Annotated in this window: 14 protein-coding genes; 1 reads left to right on the top strand and 13 read right to left on the bottom strand. The window is 63.3% G+C overall.

Features of this window, described 5'->3' with window-relative positions:
• Positions 1-17 precede the first annotated feature (17 nt).
• From B4L76_RS07975 to B4L76_RS07960, 4 genes are read right to left on the bottom strand one after another with little or no spacing between them, the layout of a single operon-like run.
• Positions 18-1,175, bottom strand: a complete 1,158-nt coding sequence (locus B4L76_RS07975; RefSeq protein ID WP_296231702.1) for a betaine/proline/choline family ABC transporter ATP-binding protein — start codon at positions 1,173-1,175, stop codon at positions 18-20.
• Positions 1,172-1,825 (bottom strand): ABC transporter permease, encoded by a 654-nt coding sequence (locus tag B4L76_RS07970; protein ID WP_296231701.1) that lies wholly within the window; start codon positions 1,823-1,825, stop codon positions 1,172-1,174. The genes B4L76_RS07975 and B4L76_RS07970 overlap by 4 nt, the downstream gene beginning before the upstream one ends.
• Positions 1,822-2,736: a glycine betaine ABC transporter substrate-binding protein gene (locus B4L76_RS07965; RefSeq protein WP_296231700.1), complete on the bottom strand. Its 915-nt coding sequence runs from the start codon at positions 2,734-2,736 to the stop codon at positions 1,822-1,824. Before B4L76_RS07965 ends, B4L76_RS07970 begins: the two co-directional genes overlap by 4 nt.
• Positions 2,737-2,750: 14 nt before the next feature.
• The gene (locus B4L76_RS07960) at positions 2,751-3,464 is read right to left on the bottom strand and encodes an ABC transporter permease (protein ID WP_296231699.1); all 714 of its coding nucleotides are present in this window, start codon (positions 3,462-3,464) and stop codon (positions 2,751-2,753) included.
• A 557-nt stretch (positions 3,465-4,021) separates the two neighbouring features.
• On the opposite strand from B4L76_RS07960, the gene B4L76_RS07955 reads away from it, so the two are divergent.
• The gene (locus B4L76_RS07955; protein ID WP_170028373.1) at positions 4,022-5,605 is read left to right on the top strand and encodes a peptide chain release factor 3; all 1,584 of its coding nucleotides are present in this window, start codon (positions 4,022-4,024) and stop codon (positions 5,603-5,605) included.
• Positions 5,606-5,722: 117 nt separating this feature from the next.
• On the opposite strand, the gene B4L76_RS07950 is transcribed toward B4L76_RS07955, so the two are convergent.
• The 9 genes from B4L76_RS07950 to B4L76_RS07910 form a co-directional block, all read right to left on the bottom strand.
• On the bottom strand, positions 5,723-6,802 hold the full coding sequence (locus tag B4L76_RS07950) for a polyamine ABC transporter substrate-binding protein (RefSeq protein ID WP_296231698.1): 1,080 nt from the start codon (positions 6,800-6,802) through the stop codon (positions 5,723-5,725).
• Between the two features lie 52 nt (positions 6,803-6,854).
• Entirely contained in the window at positions 6,855-7,196 is a 342-nt protein-coding gene (locus tag B4L76_RS07945; protein WP_296231697.1) for a cupin domain-containing protein, read from the bottom strand.
• 32 nt (positions 7,197-7,228) lie between these two features.
• Positions 7,229-8,635 (bottom strand): NAD(P)/FAD-dependent oxidoreductase, encoded by a 1,407-nt coding sequence (locus B4L76_RS07940; protein WP_296231696.1) that lies wholly within the window; start codon positions 8,633-8,635, stop codon positions 7,229-7,231.
• A 64-nt stretch (positions 8,636-8,699) separates the two neighbouring features.
• Positions 8,700-9,509, bottom strand: a complete 810-nt coding sequence (locus tag B4L76_RS07935) for an AraC family transcriptional regulator (RefSeq protein WP_296231695.1) — start codon at positions 9,507-9,509, stop codon at positions 8,700-8,702.
• Positions 9,510-9,856: 347 nt separating this feature from the next.
• Positions 9,857-10,825, bottom strand: a complete 969-nt coding sequence (locus tag B4L76_RS07930; RefSeq protein WP_296231694.1) for a peptide ABC transporter ATP-binding protein — start codon at positions 10,823-10,825, stop codon at positions 9,857-9,859.
• A complete protein-coding gene (locus B4L76_RS07925) occupies positions 10,825-11,793 on the bottom strand; it encodes an ABC transporter ATP-binding protein (protein WP_296231692.1) in 969 nt (322 codons plus the stop codon). The genes B4L76_RS07930 and B4L76_RS07925 overlap by 1 nt, the downstream gene beginning before the upstream one ends.
• A 10-nt stretch (positions 11,794-11,803) precedes the next feature.
• Positions 11,804-12,730: an ABC transporter permease subunit gene (locus B4L76_RS07920; RefSeq protein WP_296231690.1), complete on the bottom strand. Its 927-nt coding sequence runs from the start codon at positions 12,728-12,730 to the stop codon at positions 11,804-11,806.
• Between the two features lie 10 nt (positions 12,731-12,740).
• Complete coding sequence (locus B4L76_RS07915; RefSeq protein ID WP_296231688.1) at positions 12,741-13,751, bottom strand: ABC transporter permease subunit; 1,011 nt, start codon at positions 13,749-13,751, stop codon at positions 12,741-12,743.
• Between the two features lie 91 nt (positions 13,752-13,842).
• Complete coding sequence (locus tag B4L76_RS07910) at positions 13,843-15,453, bottom strand: ABC transporter substrate-binding protein (protein WP_296231686.1); 1,611 nt, start codon at positions 15,451-15,453, stop codon at positions 13,843-13,845.
• Positions 15,454-15,497 lie beyond the last annotated feature (44 nt).

The following is a 15,497-nucleotide window of genomic DNA, read 5'->3' as shown; positions in this document are numbered from 1 at the left end:
CGCAAAGCGCCCCCTTTTCAAGAGGTTAGCGCCTCTGCCGGCGAGACAATGCTGGTCTTGGCCCCGCGAGACCGCCCCGAACTCAGATAAGCCGCAATCGACTCCTGGGTCACCTCGCCCAGGAACACCTGCCCGGCATCCAGCACCGGCAGCCATGCCCGGTTGTACTCGTACATCCGCGACAACAGGATACGCAGGTGCTCGTCATGTGACGCCGTGGCATTGAAGGGGCGCAGGAAGTCGCCACAGCTGCCCTGCTGGCGATGCATGTCGCGCCGGCGCACATAGCCCAGCGCCTTGTTCTGCCCGTCAGTCACCACCACATAGCGGCGGTCGTGCTCGTCGAGCAGTTCCAGCGCCTCGCCCACTGGCGTCTCCGGGCTCACCGACGGCGCGTTGTCCGCCGCATCCTCGGCACGCACCAGCAGCAGGCGCTTGAGGGTGCTGTCCTGGCCGACGAAATTGCTCACGAATTCATCCGCAGGATGGGCCAGCAAAGTATCCGGGTGGTCCAGTTGCAACAGCTTGCCGGCGCGGAAGATGGCGATCTTGTCACCCAGCTTGATCGCTTCGTCGATATCGTGGCTGACCATGATCACGGTCTTGTTCAGGGCCCGCTGCATTTCGAAGAATTCGTTCTGGATCATCTCGCGGTTGATCGGGTCGACTGCCCCGAACGGCTCGTCCATCAACAACACCGGCGCTTCGGCAGCCAAGGCACGGATCACGCCGATACGCTGCTGCTGGCCGCCGGACAGCTCGCGCGGGTAGCGTTGCAGGTACTGCTTGGGCTCCAGCTTGATCATGTGCATCAGCTCGCGGGCGCGTTCGTGGCACTTGTGCCTGTCCCAGCCGAGCAGGCGCGGTACCACGGTGATGTTCTCCTCTATGGTCATGTTCGGGAACAGGCCGATCTGCTGGATCACGTAGCCGATGTGCCGGCGCAGCGTCACTTCGTCCAGCCCGGTGGTGTCCTCGCCATTGATGAACACCTGGCCAGAGGTGGGCGTGATCAGGCGGTTGATCATTTTCAGCGTGGTGCTTTTGCCGCAGCCCGAGGGGCCGAGGAACACGCAGATCTCGCCTTCGTTGACGGTGAGGCTTACCGAGTCGACGGCTTTGACGTCCTTGCCGTTGACGTTGAAGGTTTTGCTGAGGTTCTTCAGTTCGATCATGGGCGCAGTCCTTCTGGAGTCAGGGCACGTTGCAGGGTTTGCAGAAGCAGGTCGGCGACGATCGCCAGCAGGCTGACCAGTACGGCGCCGACCAGCAGCATCGACATGTCGCTGCGGCTGATGGAGGTAAGGATGAGCACCCCCAGCCCGCCAGCGCCGATGGTGGCGGCAATGGTCATGACGCCGATGTTCATCACCACGGCGGTGCGCACGCCGGCGAGGATCACCGGCACCGCGATCGGCAGCTCGACCATGCGCAGGCGCTGGCCGAAGGTCATGCCGATGCCGCGCGCGGCCTCGCGGATACCGGGTTCGACGTTGGTCAGGGCGAGGTAGGTGTTGCGCAGGATTGGCAGCAGTGAGTAGAGGAACACGGCGGTGATCGCCGGCAGCGGCCCCAGGCCCTGGCCGAACTTCGAGTAGAACGGCAGCAGCAGGCCGAACAGGGCGATCGAGGGGATGGTCAGCAGCACCGTGGCGCTGGCTTGCACCGGGCCGGCGACGGCGGGGAAGCGGGTCATCAGGATGCCCAGCGGCACGCCGACGAGGATGGCAAGGCCGACGGCAACGCCCACCAGCATGATGTGCTGCCAGGTCAGCTGCAGCACCTGGGCCCAGTCCAGGTGACTGAAAGTATCGATCAGGTTCATGGCTGCCCCTCGCTGTTCAGTGGCTGCTCGCGCAGAAAGGCTGCCGCTACGGCGGTCGGGTTCTGGTGCTCGACATCGACCTTGGCGTTGAGCTGGCGCATGGTTTCATCGTCCAGCTGCTCGGCCAGTGGCTTGAGCAGGCTGGCCAGTTGCGGGTTGGCGTCGAGCACGGCCTTGCGCACCACGGGGGCGGCGGTGTAGTCGGGGAAGTAGTGCTTGTCGTCTTCCAGCAGTTTGAGCTTGAACGCATTCAGGCGGCCGTCGGTGGTGTACACCAGGCCGGCGAACACCTGGTTGTTGTGCATGGCGGTGTAGACCAGTCCGGCGTCCATCTGGCGGATATTGGCGCGGTTCACTTGCAGGTCGTACATAGCCTTCAAGCCCACCAGGCCATCCGGGCGGTTGGCAAACTCGGTGTCCAGTGCCACCAGGTGATGGCTGTCGCGCTCGTTGCGCAGTACCTGGTTGAGATCGCTGATCGAATTGACCTGCGGATAGGCCTCGGCAACCTGCCTGGGCAGGCCAAGCGCGTAGGTGTTGCTGAATTTCGACGGGGTCAGCCAGATCAGGCCCTTCTGCGCATCCAGTTCCTTGACCTTGGCATAGGTGGCGGCCGCACTGGGCATGCGTTGATCGACGTGGTTGTACGACACCAGCGACACACCGGTGTACTCCCACATCAGGTCGAGCTGGCCGGTCTCCTGGGCCTGGCGCGCGATGTTGCTGCCCAGGCCACTGGTGACACGCACGTCGAAGCCATTGGCGCGCAGGTATTGCGCAGTGATCTCGGCGAGTACGGTCTGTTCGGTGAAGACCCGCGCGCCGATGCGGATCAGCGGTTTTTCCGCTGCCTGGGCAAATCCTGCGAACAGCAGGGCCGCGCCCAGCAGCAAGGCGATTTTCTTGTTCATCGGTTCCCTCTCGTTTATCCGGCCAGGCCACGTTCCAGCCAGCGCTTGCTGGCGAAGCTCACTGCGGCATCCAGCACCAGTGCCAGCAGCGCGGTGCAGGCGGCACCCAGCAGCAGCTGTGGCTGGTTGTTCAGGGCGATGCCGGGGAAGATCAGGCTGCCCAGGCTGTTGGCGCCGATCAGGAAGGCCAGTGGTGCGGTGCCCACGTTCAGCGCCAGGGCCACGCGCACACCGCCGACGATGATCGGCACGGCATTGGGTAGCTCAACCTGCCAGAGCTGCTGGCGCGGGGTCATGCCGATGCCGGTGGCGGCTTCCTTGAGCGCGGCGGGGACGTTTTTCAGGCCCTCGTAGGTGTTGCGCACGATGGGCAGGAGCGAGGCGAGAAACAGGGCGAAGATCGCAGGCCCGGCGCCGATGCCCAGGATACTGAGCGCGATGGCCAGAACGGCCAGGGGAGGGATGGTATTGCCCACGTTGAACAACTGCATGAAGCGCTCGGCCTTGTCGACCCGTTGCGGTCGACTCAAGGCAATGCCGGCGGGGATGCCCACGGCCAGCGCCGCCGCCATCGAGGCCAGCACCAGTACCAGGTGCGCTTGCAGGTAGAACCCAAGATCGTCGCGATAACGGGCGATCGTGTCGATGCCGATCCAGTGGACCAGCAGGGCCAGGATGACGAGCACGGTGGCCCATCCCAACAGCCCTTTTCCGTAGCGTTTAGCCACAGGCGGACTCCTTGTGTTGTCGGCGAGCACACTTCTTGATAGCCGGCCAGTCCTGGCGGCGGGTGGTGTGTTCGCGAGTAGCAGCGTGAGGCAGCCGAAGGCTGCGCTCAGGCCATGAGCCGAACCCCGTCGGGCTCGAAATGCTGATGAAACAACCCCCCCAAGCGAAGCGGGTTGCAGGGGAATGGACGTCTCCATGAGCGTAAAGGTTCCCATCTGAAGCGGCATTTGGCCAGCGTTAATCACTGCCTGCCTGGAAAATTGACGAGAAAAAGCAGCGGGTTAGTGCGCTGTAGGCGTTGAAATAACTGCTCTTGGGCTATTTGTCGTGATAAAGCGATTGCCTGGCGAACTTGTGGCGTCTGGACAGGCCCTTTTGCGGGAAAACCCGCTCCCACAGGCCCTGCACAGGGTTCAAAGACGGTGTGATACCTGTCGGAGCGGGTTTACCCGCGAAGAGACCGGAGCAAGGCACCGCCGCTTCAGTAGGTTTTGGTACTGGCCCAACATCAGGTATGATATCGCCCCTTTTTAATCCCCCAGTCAGGCGATTTCCCATGACCAACCAGGCCGCCGAAGTCGCGAAGCGCCGCACTTTCGCAATCATTTCCCACCCCGACGCCGGTAAGACCACCATCACCGAGAAGCTCCTGCTGATGGGCAAGGCCATTGCCGTCGCCGGTACCGTGAAGTCGCGCAAGTCCGACCGCCATGCCACTTCCGACTGGATGGAGATGGAGAAGCAGCGCGGTATCTCCATCACCACCTCGGTGATGCAGTTCCCGTACCGCGAGCACATGATCAACCTGCTCGACACCCCCGGCCACGAAGACTTCTCGGAAGACACCTACCGCACCCTGACCGCGGTGGACTCGGCGTTGATGGTGCTCGACGGCGGTAAAGGTGTAGAGCCGCGTACCATTGCCCTGATGGATGTATGCCGCCTGCGCGACACGCCGATCGTCAGCTTCATCAACAAGCTCGACCGCGACATCCGTGACCCGATCGAACTGCTCGACGAGATCGAAGCAGTACTGAAGATCAAGGCCGCGCCAATCACCTGGCCGATCGGTTGCTACCGCGACTTCAAGGGCGTGTATCACCTGACCGGCGACTACATCGTGGTCTATACCCCGGGCCACGGCCACGAGCGTACCGAAGCCAAGATCATCCAGAAGCTGGACTCGGACGAAGCCCGCGCCCACCTCGGCGACCAGTACGATGCGTTCGTCGAGCAGTTGGAGCTGGTGCAGGGTGCCTGCCACGAGTTCAACCAGGACGAGTTCATCAATGGCCAGCTGACCCCGGTGTTCTTCGGTACCGCGTTGGGCAACTTCGGTGTCGACCATGTGCTTGACGCGGTGGTCGACTGGGCACCGCGCCCGCTGAGCCGGGTCGCCCACGAGCGCACCGTGGAGCCGGTGGAAGAGAAGTTCAGCGGCTTCGTATTCAAGATCCAGGCGAACATGGACCCGAAACACCGCGACCGCATTGCCTTCATGCGCATCTGTTCGGGGAAGTACGAGAAGGGCATGAAAATGCGCCACGTGCGGATCAACAAGGACCTGCGCATCGGCGATGCACTGACCTTCTTCTCCTCCGAGCGTGAGCAACTGGAAGAGGCCTACGCCGGCGACATCATCGGCCTGCACAACCACGGCACCATCCAGATCGGTGACACCTTCACCGAAGGCGAGGCGCTGGGTTTCACCGGTATCCCGCACTTCGCCCCGGAACTGTTCCGCCGGGTGCGCCTGAAGGACCCGCTGAAATCCAAGCAGCTGCGCCAGGGCCTGCAGCAGTTGGCCGAAGAGGGGGCGACCCAGGTGTTCTTCCCCGAGCGCAGCAACGACATCATTCTTGGTGCGGTCGGCGTGCTGCAGTTCGACGTGGTCGCCAGCCGACTGAAGGAAGAGTACAAGGTCGAGTGTGCCTACGAGCCGATCACCGTATGGTCGGCCCGCTGGATCACCTGCGATGACAAGAAGAAGCTCGAGGAATTCCAGAACAAGGCCATGGAGAACCTGGCCATCGACGGCGGCGGGCACCTGACCTACCTGGCACCGACCCGGGTCAACCTGTCGCTGATGGAAGAGCGCTGGCCGGACATCAAGTTCCGCGCTACCCGCGAGCATCACTGATTTTGCAAGCCCTCACCGGAGCCCTGTGGGAGCGGGTTCACCCGCGAATGCGGTGTTGCATCTACCGACGCATTCGCGGGTGAACCCGCTCCCACAGTGATCGTGTAACGCCAGAAATCAGTTCCCGGCCTTGATACTGGTCCAGATCCGCGTGCGAATGCGGTCGATCCTCGGCGGCATCGCCTCCAGCGCGTAGAGCTTGCCCATCACGTCGTCGCTCGGGTAGATCATCGTGTTGCTTTTAAGCGCCGGGTTCACCAGTGCGTCGGCCTCGAGGTTGCCGTTGGCGTACTGCACGTGATTGCTGATGTTGGCCATCACCTCCGGCTGCAGCAGGTAGTTCATGTAGGCATACGCAGCCTTCTCGTCCGGCGCATCGGCCGGCATGGCCACCATGTCGAACCACATCGGCGCCCCTTCCCTGGGTATCGAATACCCCACCTTCACCCCGTTGTTCGCCTCTTCGGCACGGTTCTTCGCCTGCAGCACATCCCCCGAGAATCCCACCACCACGCAGATGTCGCCGTTGGCCAGGTCACCGGTGTACTTCGATGAGTGGAAGTAGCTGATGTACGGGCGCACCTGCATCAGCAGCGCCTTGGCCTTGTCGTAATCTGCCGGGTTCTGGCTGTGGTGCGGCAGGCCGAGGTAGTGCAGGGCGATCGGCAGCAATTCGGGGCCGTTGTCCAGCACCGCGACGCCGCAACTTTTCAGCTTGCTCATATACTCGGGCTTGAAGATCAGGTCCCACGAATCCACCGGCGCGTTGTCGCCAAGCACGGCCTTGACCTTGTCGATGTTGTAGCCGATGCCGGTACTGCCCCACAGGTACGGGAAGCCGTACTGGTTGCCCGGGTCGTTGACTTCCAGTGCCTTCAGCAGCACCGGGTTGAGGTTGTGCCAGCCGGGCAGTTGCGACTTGTCCAGGCGCTTGAGGGCCTTGCCCTGGATCTGCCGCGCCATGAAGTGGTTTGAAGGGAACACCACGTCATAGCCGGAGTTGCCGGTCATCAACTTGCCATCGAGGGTTTCATTGCTGTCGTACACGTCATAGGTAGGTACGATGCCACTGGCCTGCTGGAAGTTTTTCAGCGTGTCGGGGGCGACATAGCTGGACCAGTTGTAGATCTTCACCGTTTCGGCGGCGCTGGCCACGCTGGCGGCCAGCATCAGAGGGGCGAGAAGGTGCGTGCGCATGTCGGGTTTACCTTGCTTTGTCTGTTGTTATCGAAGGCAGGCGATCAGCGGATCAGAAGATAAGGACGTAGGTCTTGCGCACCGTCTCCTGGATGTCCCAGGTGCCGGTGCTGTTGGCCGGTAGCATCAGTGCGTCTCCGGCTTCTATATGCAGCGGCTCGCCGTCGTCGGGGGTGAAAGTGCAGCGGCCCTTGATGAAATGGCAGAATTCCTGCTGCACGATCTGCCGACGCCAGCGCCCGGGGGAGCACTCCCAGATGCCGGTCTCGACGCCGTCGCTGCGTGCCACACAGGTGGCCGAGGTCACTGCCACGGGGGCGCCGAGGGGGACCGCGACCGGGCTGGAACTGTCGAGCACGGCGGTGTCGGTGTTCTTGAACTGGGTGATGCTCATGACCGCTTGATCCTGTGTCGGGTGATGGGAAATCAGTGCATGAAGCCTTCCATGAAGTCCGCCAGCGAGCCGGCCAGGCGCCGTCTCCAGGGCGCGCTAGCGGGGTTGGCGAGGGTGCGGTCCTCGTGGACGAAGCTGTGGATGATCGCGTTGTAGCCCAGCCAGCGGCAGGGCTCGGGGGGCCAACTGGCCAGGCTCGACAGCGGGCGGTTGTCGAGCACCCAAGGTTGCCCGGTCAATTCGTTGTGCTGATTGAGGATCAGTGCCGCCAGGGTGCGCCCGCCAAGGTTGCTGGCGCCGACGCCCTCGCCACCGTAGCCACCGGCCAGGGCGATGCCACGCTGGCGGTCGCAGAGCATGTGCGGGCGAAAGCGCCGCGCCATGCCCAGGTTGCCACCCCAGGTGTGGGTAATGCGTACGTGCTGCAGTTGCGGGAACAGTTCGCTGAACAGGTAGCGGCGCAGTTCCACTTCGTGTTCGTCCAGGTTGAAGTCCTCACGCAGGCGCCCCCCAAAGCGGTAACCGCCACGGGCACCGAACACCAGCCGGTTGTCGGCGGTGCGCTGGCCGTAGGTGACCTGCCGGCTGCTTTCGCTGAAGGCCTGGCCCTGGCTCAGGCCGATCTGTGCCCAGGTGGCTTCCGGCAACGGCTCGGTGGCCACCAGCAGGCTTTGCACCGGCAACTGGTGTTTGCCCAGCGGCGGCAGGTTGGTCGCGTAGCCTTCCACGGCAGGCACTGTCCATTGGCAGCGCACGCGTGCCAGCGGGGTACGCACCTCGCCAGGTAGCCAGTCGATGGCCGGGGTGTTTTCGTAGATCGGCACGCCCAGCGCTTCCACGGCCCGAGCCAGGCCACGCACCAGCCTGGCCGGCTGGATGGTCGCGGTGTGCGGGCTGTAGATGGCACCGTAGGCGTTGTTTACCCGTAGTTGGGCCTCGAGCTGTTCAGGGCGTAGCCAGCGATAGTCATCCTCGGTCATGCCCTGGCGGTACAGGTCGTCAAGGTGAGCGCGCAGGCTGCGCTCCTGTTCCGGGTAGCGCGCGGCGCAGTACAGCACACCGCCCTTGCGGTAGTCGCAGTCGATGCCTTCACGTTGCAACACGCGGTGCACTTCCTCGGGGATGCCGTGCAGCAGGTCGATGCTGGCCCGGCGCTGTTGCGGTGACAGGGTGGCCAGCAGGCGGTCTTCTCCAAGCAGGTTGCCCATCAACCAGCCGCCATTGCGCCCCGAGGCACCGAAGCCGGCGATATTGGCGTCGATCACCGCGATGTCCAGCTGCGGTGCCTGGCGCTTGAGGTAATAGGCCGTCCACAGGCCGGTGTAGCCGGCGCCGATGATGCACACATCCGCTGTCAGGTCTTCGCGCAGGGCCGGTCGGGCGCACAGCGGCTCGTCGAGCTGGTCCATCCACAGGCTGAGCGTGCGCAGGGGTTGCATCGGCTTCGGCTCCACATCCGTCAAGGTCTGTGGGCGATCCTAGTGGGGGCGGGCGATGGCTGTCTTACGTGCGTGCACGCAGGGAAATTTGCTTCAGGTAGGCCTTGGGCGTAAGCCCGGTGTGTTCACGGAAGCACTTGTAGAACGCCGACAACGAGTTGAAACCGGCGTTGAACGCCAGGTCGTCGATCGTCGCCTCGACACTGTTGTCGCCCAGGCTGGCCATCAGGTGTTGCAGGCGGGCCTGGTTGACGTAGCGGTAGAAGCTTTTCCCGAGCACCTGGTTGAGCAGGTAGGAAATCTGGTTGCGGCTGTAGCCGCTGGCGTCGGCCACTTGCTGCAAGTCCAGTTCCGGGTCCAGGTACGGGCGCTGGCGCTGGAAATAGTGCTCCAGGTCCTGGGCCATGGTCGACAGCTGCCTCGGCGACAGCCCCAGGCGGCTGGTTGCCGGGCGCGGGCCGGACTGGGTGTGGCCTGTGCCGTTCTGGCGGACCAGGGTAGCGTATTCATTGACCCGCCAGATCAGGCTGTCCTTGACGGTAATCGCCTCGCTGGACTGGAACGCCACCAGGCCGTCACCGCCCTGGACCGTGACCTGGTACTGGATGAACGCGGTACAGCCGTCGACGCGGATGCGGTCGTTATGGACGATATCCTCGCCGGCCTCATGGGGCAGGCAGGCGCGCACATAGTCGCGAAGGTCGTGGTAGCCGAGCACGCGGTTCTGGAAGAAGTCGTGGTATTGGATGTCGGGATGGTAGAGCGCGATGACGCCGTCGAGGTCCCGGTGCTTCCAGCACAGGTGGTAGCGCAGCACGGTGTCGGCGGTGAGCGGAGTCTGCTCGGGTCCGTCGGGGAGGGTGGTGGCGGTCATGAGGCCGATAGTGCATTGCAGAACACCCAGGTGCAAGGGCGTCGATCCGGCATATTGCATGGTTCTGGCAAGCGGCTGCGCAGGCAAGGCATTGATTTATCGCAGCTTGGCTTTCTGTGGCCGATGGCATGGAGGGTGCACCGGTTTGTTCACCATTGAACAAGGAGAAAAGCCATGCGCTCGATATTGCTGTGGATGATCGGGGTTCCGATTCCGGTGATCATTCTGATCTGGTTTTTCATGCATTGAGGTTTTCGGGGCCGCTTTGCGGCCCATCGCGGATAAATCCGCCCCTACAACGGTAGCGATGCAGGGGCGGGTTTATCCGCGATGGATTTCATGCCGATCTAGAGAAATTGCTCGGCATAGTGACAAGCCACCTGCCGCGTACCCACCTGCCTGAACGCCGGCACTTCCTTGGCACAGCGCTCGGTCGCATACGGGCAGCGTTTGTGAAAGGCGCAGCCATCGGGTGGATTGAGCGGGTTGGGCAGCTCTCCGGCGATGCGGATCTTCGGTTTCAGGGGATCAGGATGGATTGCCGGCGTCGCCGAGAGCAGCGCCTGGGTATACGGATGCAGCGGCCTCTCGTAGATGTCCTCTTTCGGCCCCATTTCCGCCGGTCGGCCCAGGTACATCACCAACACCTGATCCGCGACGTGTCGCACCACCGCCAGGTTGTGCGAGATGAACACGTAGGCGGTGTTGAACTCCTTCTGCAAATCCATGAACAGATTGAGCACCTGAGCCTGGATCGACACGTCCAGTGCCGAAGTAGGTTCGTCCGCGACCAGTACCTTGGGTTGTAGCATCATCGCCCGGGCCAGGGCGATACGCTGACGCTGTCCACCCGAGAACATGTGCGGGTAGCGCTGGTAATGTTCAGGGCGCAGGCCGACCTGTTCCATCATCTTCTGCACCTTTTCACGCCGCTCGGCCTTGCTCAGCGAGGTGTTGATCAGCAGCGGCTCGGCCAGCTGGTCGCCGATCTTCTGCCGTGGATTGAGCGAGGCGTAGGGGCTCTGGAACACCATCTGCACGTCGCGGCGCAGTTGCTTGCGTTCGGTTTTGCTGGCGCCTTTCACCTCGGTACCGGCGATCTGCAGCGAGCCGGACGACGGCTCTTCGATCAGGGTCAGCGCGCGGGCCAGGGTCGACTTGCCACAGCCGGATTCGCCCACCACGGCCAGGGTCTTGCCAGCCTCCAGCTCGAACGACACGCCATTCAGTGCACGCACCAGGGCATGGCCCTTGAACAGCCCGCGGGAGACTTCGTAATGCCGGGTAAGCTCCCGGGCGGAAAGAACGACGGCCATTACGCCACCTCCTGGTTCAGCGGGTAGAAGCAACGTGCCAGGCTATTGGCCTGGGGATCGAGGGGCGGGCGCTGGTGCCGGCAGTTGTCCTGCACATACGGGCAGCGCGGCGACAGCAGGCAACCTGCCGGGCGGTCGTAGCGCCCTGGGACGATGCCGGGCAGGGTGGCCAGGCGCTCGGCACCGAGGCTGTGCTCGGGAATCGCCGCCAGCAGCGCTTCGCTGTAGGGATGGGCGGGCAGGTCGAACAGCTCTGGCACCTGGCCGACTTCCACGGCCTGGCCGGCGTACATCACGCACACCCGCCTGGCGGTTTCGGCCACCACGGCGAGGTCATGGGTGATCAGGATGAGCGCCATGTTGCGCTCCTTCTGCAGGTTGACCAGCAGCTCCATGATCTGCGCCTGAATGGTCACATCCAGCGCCGTAGTCGGTTCGTCGGCGATCAGCAGCTTGGGCTCGCCAGCGATGGCCATGGCGATCGCCACACGCTGGCTCATGCCGCCGGATAATTGATGCGGGTAGGCATCCAGGCGGCTTTCCGCCGCCGGGATCTCGACCTTCTTCAACAGCTCCAAGGCACGCTGGCGTGCCGCCTTGCCCTTCAGGCCCAAGTGCTGACGCAGCACTTCCTCGATCTGGTAGCCCACGGTATAGCTGGGGTTGAGCGCGGTCATCGGGTCCTGGAAGACCATGGCGATGTCCTTGCCCACCACCTTGCGCCGCTGGCGCCCGCTGAGCTTGAGCATGTCGGTGCCATCGAAGGTCAGCGCGTCGGCGGTGATGCGCCCGGGGGCGTCGACCAGGCCCATCAGGGCCATCATCGTGACCGACTTGCCCGAGCCGGACTCGCCAACGATGGCCAGGATTTCACCGGCTTCCACCGTCAGGTCCAGGCCATCGACTACCGGTACCGCACTGGCGTCGCCGAAGCGCACGTTCAGGTTGTTGATCTGCAACAGTGACATGGCGTTCTCCTCAGGCGGCGTTCTTGAGTTTCGGGTCCAGCGCATCGCGCAGGCCGTCGCCCATCAGGTTGATTGCCAGGACACTGAGCAGAATGGTCAGGCCGGGCAGGCTCACCACCCACCAGGCGCGCTCGATGTAGTCACGGGCCGACGCCAGCATGGTGCCCCATTCGGGGGTCGGTGGTTGCACGCCGAGGCCGAGGAAGCCCAGGGCGGCGGCGTCGAGAATGGCCGAAGAGAAACTCAGGGTGGCCTGCACGATCAAGGGCGCCATGCAGTTGGGCAGCACGGTGACGAACATCAGCCGTGGCAGGCCGGCACCGGCCAGGCGCGCGGCAGTGACGTAGTCGCGGTTCAGCTCGCCCATCACGGCGGCGCGGGTCAGGCGCACATACGATGGCAATGAAACGATGGCGATGGCGATCACCGTATTGATCAGGCCTGGGCCGAGGATGGCGACGATGGCCACCGCCAGCAGCAGCGAGGGCAGGGCCAGCATCACGTCCATCAGGCGCATGATCGACGGGCCGAGCAATTGCGGGAAGAAACCGGCCAGCAGGCCCAGCAGGATCCCCGGGATCAACGACATCACCACCGACGACAGGCCGATCAGCAGAGACAACCGCGCGCCCTGGATCAGCCGCGAAAGCAGGTCGCGGCCCAGTTCGTCGGTGCCGAGGATGAACTGCCAGCTGCCACCTTCCAGCCACACCGGCGGGGTCAGCAGGAAGTCGCGGTACTGCTCGCTCGGGTCGTGCGGGGCGACCCACGGTGCGAACAGCGCGCAGAACACCACCAGGCACATTAAGGCCAGGCCCATCACCGCGCCTTTGTTGCGCGCGAAGGCGTGCCAGAATTCTTTGTACGGCGAAGGGTAGAGCAGGCTCTGGTCCACCGGACTGGCCGGTGTGACGGATTTCGGAATCGGGCTAGTCATGGCGAAGGCCTCAGCGCTGATGACGGATGCGTGGGTTGGCCAGGCCGTAGAGGATGTCCACGACGAAGTTGACCAGGATCACCAGGCAGGCGATCAACAGGATGCCGTTCTGGACCACGGGGTAGTCACGGGCACCGATGGCTTCGATCAGCCATTTGCCGATGCCCGGCCAGGAAAAGATGGTTTCGGTCAGCACCGCACCGGCCAGCAGCGTGCCGACCTGCAGGCCGAACACGGTCAGCACCGGGATCAAGGCATTGCGCAGGCCATGCACGAACACCACGCGGGCGGGCGACAGGCCTTTGGCGCGGGCGGTGCGGATGTAGTCCTCGCGCAGCACTTCGAGCATCGACGAACGGGTCATGCGGGCGATTACCGCCAGCGGGATGGTACCGAGCACGATGGCTGGCAGGATCAGGTGCATCACAGCATCCTTGAACGCCCCTTCCTCGTCGCTGAGCAGGGTGTCGATGAGCATGAAGCCGGTTTTCGGCTCGATGTCGTAGAGCAGGTCGATGCGCCCGGATACCGGGGTCCAGCCCAGGCTTACCGAGAAGAACATGATCAGAATCAGGCCCCACCAGAAGATCGGCATCGAGTAACCGGCCAGGGAAATGCCCATCACCCCGTGGTCGAACAGCGATCCGCGCTTGAGCGCAGCGATCACGCCGGCCAGCAGGCCGACGATGCCGGCAAACAGCAGGGCGGCAAAGGCCAGTTCGAGGGTGGCCGGGAACAGCGTGAGGAACTCGTGCCACACGCTCTCGCGGGTGCGCAACGACTCACCCAGGTCGCCCTGGGCCAGCTTGCCAACGTAGTCCAGGTACTGGGCCGGCAGCGGTTTGTTCAGCCCCAGACGCTCCATGGCCTGGGCATGCATTTCGGGGTCGACCCTGCGCTCGCCCATCATCACTTCCACCGGGTCGCCGGGGATCAGGCGTATGAGCGCGAAGGTCAGCAAGGTGATGCCGAAGAACGTCGGTATCAACAGGCCCAGGCGCCGGGCAATAAAACTCAACATTGTCGGGGTTACCTCATCAGGCCGTGGGGCTATCAGCCCGTTACGGCGGGGCCGCCGGGCCCCGTGTGGGCGGCCGGCGGTCGTTGTTGTTCTACTTCACCTTGGTAGTGGCGAAGTTGTTGTTGGTCAGAGGGTTGATCACGTAGCCCTCCACGTTGTCACGCATGGCGGTGAACATCTTCGGATGAGCCATGCTGATCCAGGGTTGTTCGTCATCGTACACCTTCAATGCCTCGTTATAGAGCCTTGCACGCTCGTCGTTGTCGATCACTTCGCGGGCGCGGCTGATCAGCTCCTGGAACTTAGGGTTGCACCAGCGCGCATAGTTCTCGCCGCTTTTCACGGCATCGCAACTGAGCAGTGGGCTGAGGAAGTTGTCCGGGTCGCCGTTGTCACCAGCCCAGCCAGTGGACACCAGGTCGGCTTCGCCCTTTTTCGCCCGGCGCAGCATTTCGGCCCATTCCATGATGCGGATATCCAGCTTGAGGCCGATCTGCTTGAGGTCGGCCTGCAGCATCTCGGCCGACAGGCGCGGGTTGGGGTTGGTCGGGCCACCGCCGTTGCGGGTGAACAGCGTGAGCACCGTGCCGGGTGGTACCCCAGCTTCCTTGAGCAGTTCGCGCGCCTTGGCCAGGTCGCGGGGCGGGTTCCTGTTCTCGTTGTTGTAGCCGATCATGGTCGGCGGGTAAGGGTTCACGCCTACCAGCGCATTGCCCTTGCCGAACAGCTGGTCGACGTGGGTCTGGCGGTCGAAGGCCATGTTGATGGCTTTGCGCACACGCACGTCGCTCAGGTATTTGTGTTCGGTGTTCATCGAGATGTAGCCGGTGACCAGGGCCTCGATTTCCTCGACCTTGAGTTTCGGGTCCTGCTTGATCGACGGCACATCGTCGGGCTTGGGATAGAGCGCCACCTGGCACTCGTTGGCGCGCAGTTTCTGCAGGCGCACGTTGCTGTCGGTGGCGATGGCGAACACCAGCGCATCGGCCGGCGGCTTGCCGCGGAAATACTGCGGGTTGGGCTTGAAGCGGACCTGGGCGTCCTTGTTGTAGCGCTGGAAGATGAACGGGCCGGTGCCGATCGGCTTGCTGTTCAGCTCGGCGGTGTTGCCAGCCTTGAGCAACTGGTCGCCGTATTCGGCGGAGTAGATCGAGGTAAAGCCCATGGCCATGTCGCGCAGAAATGGCGCTTCCGGTCGGGTGAGGGTAATCACTACGGTGTGCTCACCAACCTTGCTTACCGACTTGAGCAGTTCCTTGAACCCCATGCTTTCGAAGTACGGGTAGCCAACGCTGGTCTTGCGGTGCCAGGGATGGTTCGGGTCGAGCTGGCGATTGAGGCTCCACAGCACGTCATCGGCGTTGAAGTCGCGGGTCGGCTTGAAGTAGTCGGTGGTGTGGAACTTCACCCCTTGACGCAGATGGAAGGTGTAGGTCAGGCCGTCGGCGGAGATGTCCCAGCGCTCAGCCAGGGCCGGCTGGATATCGGTGGTGCCAGGCTTGAAATCGACCAGACGGTTGAACACCGTCTCGGCCGAGGCATCGGCGGTGACCGCAGTGGTGTACTGGACGATGTCGAACCCTTCCGGGCTGGCTTCGGTGCACACCACCAATGGTTTGGCCGCCAGTTGCGTGGCACTGCCCAGAAGCAGTGCGGCCAGGGCCAGGCGCAGTGGCCGCGATTTCATGAAAGCTCTCTGCATGGGTTGAAACTCCCTGCTTGCATTGATTCCAGCGTAGCCGCCAC

The organism is Pseudomonas sp. UBA4617, assembly GCF_002386445.1.
Classification (GTDB): Bacteria; Pseudomonadota; Gammaproteobacteria; order Pseudomonadales; family Pseudomonadaceae; genus Aquipseudomonas.
Note: the sequence above shows the minus strand (reverse complement) of the source record. Positions and strands in the feature narration are given on the sequence as shown.

What these genes read in the sequence shown, in the direction of transcription:
- B4L76_RS07975 (WP_296231702.1), bottom strand. Translation starts at nt 1,175, where the DNA reads ATGATCGAACTGAAGAACCTCAGCAAAACCTTCAACGTCAACGGCAAG.
- B4L76_RS07970 (WP_296231701.1), bottom strand. Translation starts at nt 1,825, where the DNA reads ATGAACCTGATCGATACTTTCAGTCACCTGGACTGGGCCCAGGTGCTG.
- B4L76_RS07965 (WP_296231700.1), bottom strand. Translation starts at nt 2,736, where the DNA reads ATGAACAAGAAAATCGCCTTGCTGCTGGGCGCGGCCCTGCTGTTCGCA.
- B4L76_RS07955 (WP_170028373.1), top strand. Translation starts at nt 4,022, where the DNA reads ATGACCAACCAGGCCGCCGAAGTCGCGAAGCGCCGCACTTTCGCAATC.
- B4L76_RS07950 (WP_296231698.1), bottom strand. Translation starts at nt 6,802, where the DNA reads ATGCGCACGCACCTTCTCGCCCCTCTGATGCTGGCCGCCAGCGTGGCC.
- B4L76_RS07945 (WP_296231697.1), bottom strand. Translation starts at nt 7,196, where the DNA reads ATGAGCATCACCCAGTTCAAGAACACCGACACCGCCGTGCTCGACAGT.
- B4L76_RS07940 (WP_296231696.1), bottom strand. Translation starts at nt 8,635, where the DNA reads ATGCAACCCCTGCGCACGCTCAGCCTGTGGATGGACCAGCTCGACGAG.
- B4L76_RS07935 (WP_296231695.1), bottom strand. Translation starts at nt 9,509, where the DNA reads ATGACCGCCACCACCCTCCCCGACGGACCCGAGCAGACTCCGCTCACC.
- B4L76_RS07930 (WP_296231694.1), bottom strand. Translation starts at nt 10,825, where the DNA reads ATGGCCGTCGTTCTTTCCGCCCGGGAGCTTACCCGGCATTACGAAGTC.
- B4L76_RS07925 (WP_296231692.1), bottom strand. Translation starts at nt 11,793, where the DNA reads ATGTCACTGTTGCAGATCAACAACCTGAACGTGCGCTTCGGCGACGCC.
- B4L76_RS07920 (WP_296231690.1), bottom strand. Translation starts at nt 12,730, where the DNA reads ATGACTAGCCCGATTCCGAAATCCGTCACACCGGCCAGTCCGGTGGAC.
- B4L76_RS07915 (WP_296231688.1), bottom strand. Translation starts at nt 13,751, where the DNA reads ATGTTGAGTTTTATTGCCCGGCGCCTGGGCCTGTTGATACCGACGTTC.
- B4L76_RS07910 (WP_296231686.1), bottom strand. Translation starts at nt 15,453, where the DNA reads ATGCAGAGAGCTTTCATGAAATCGCGGCCACTGCGCCTGGCCCTGGCC.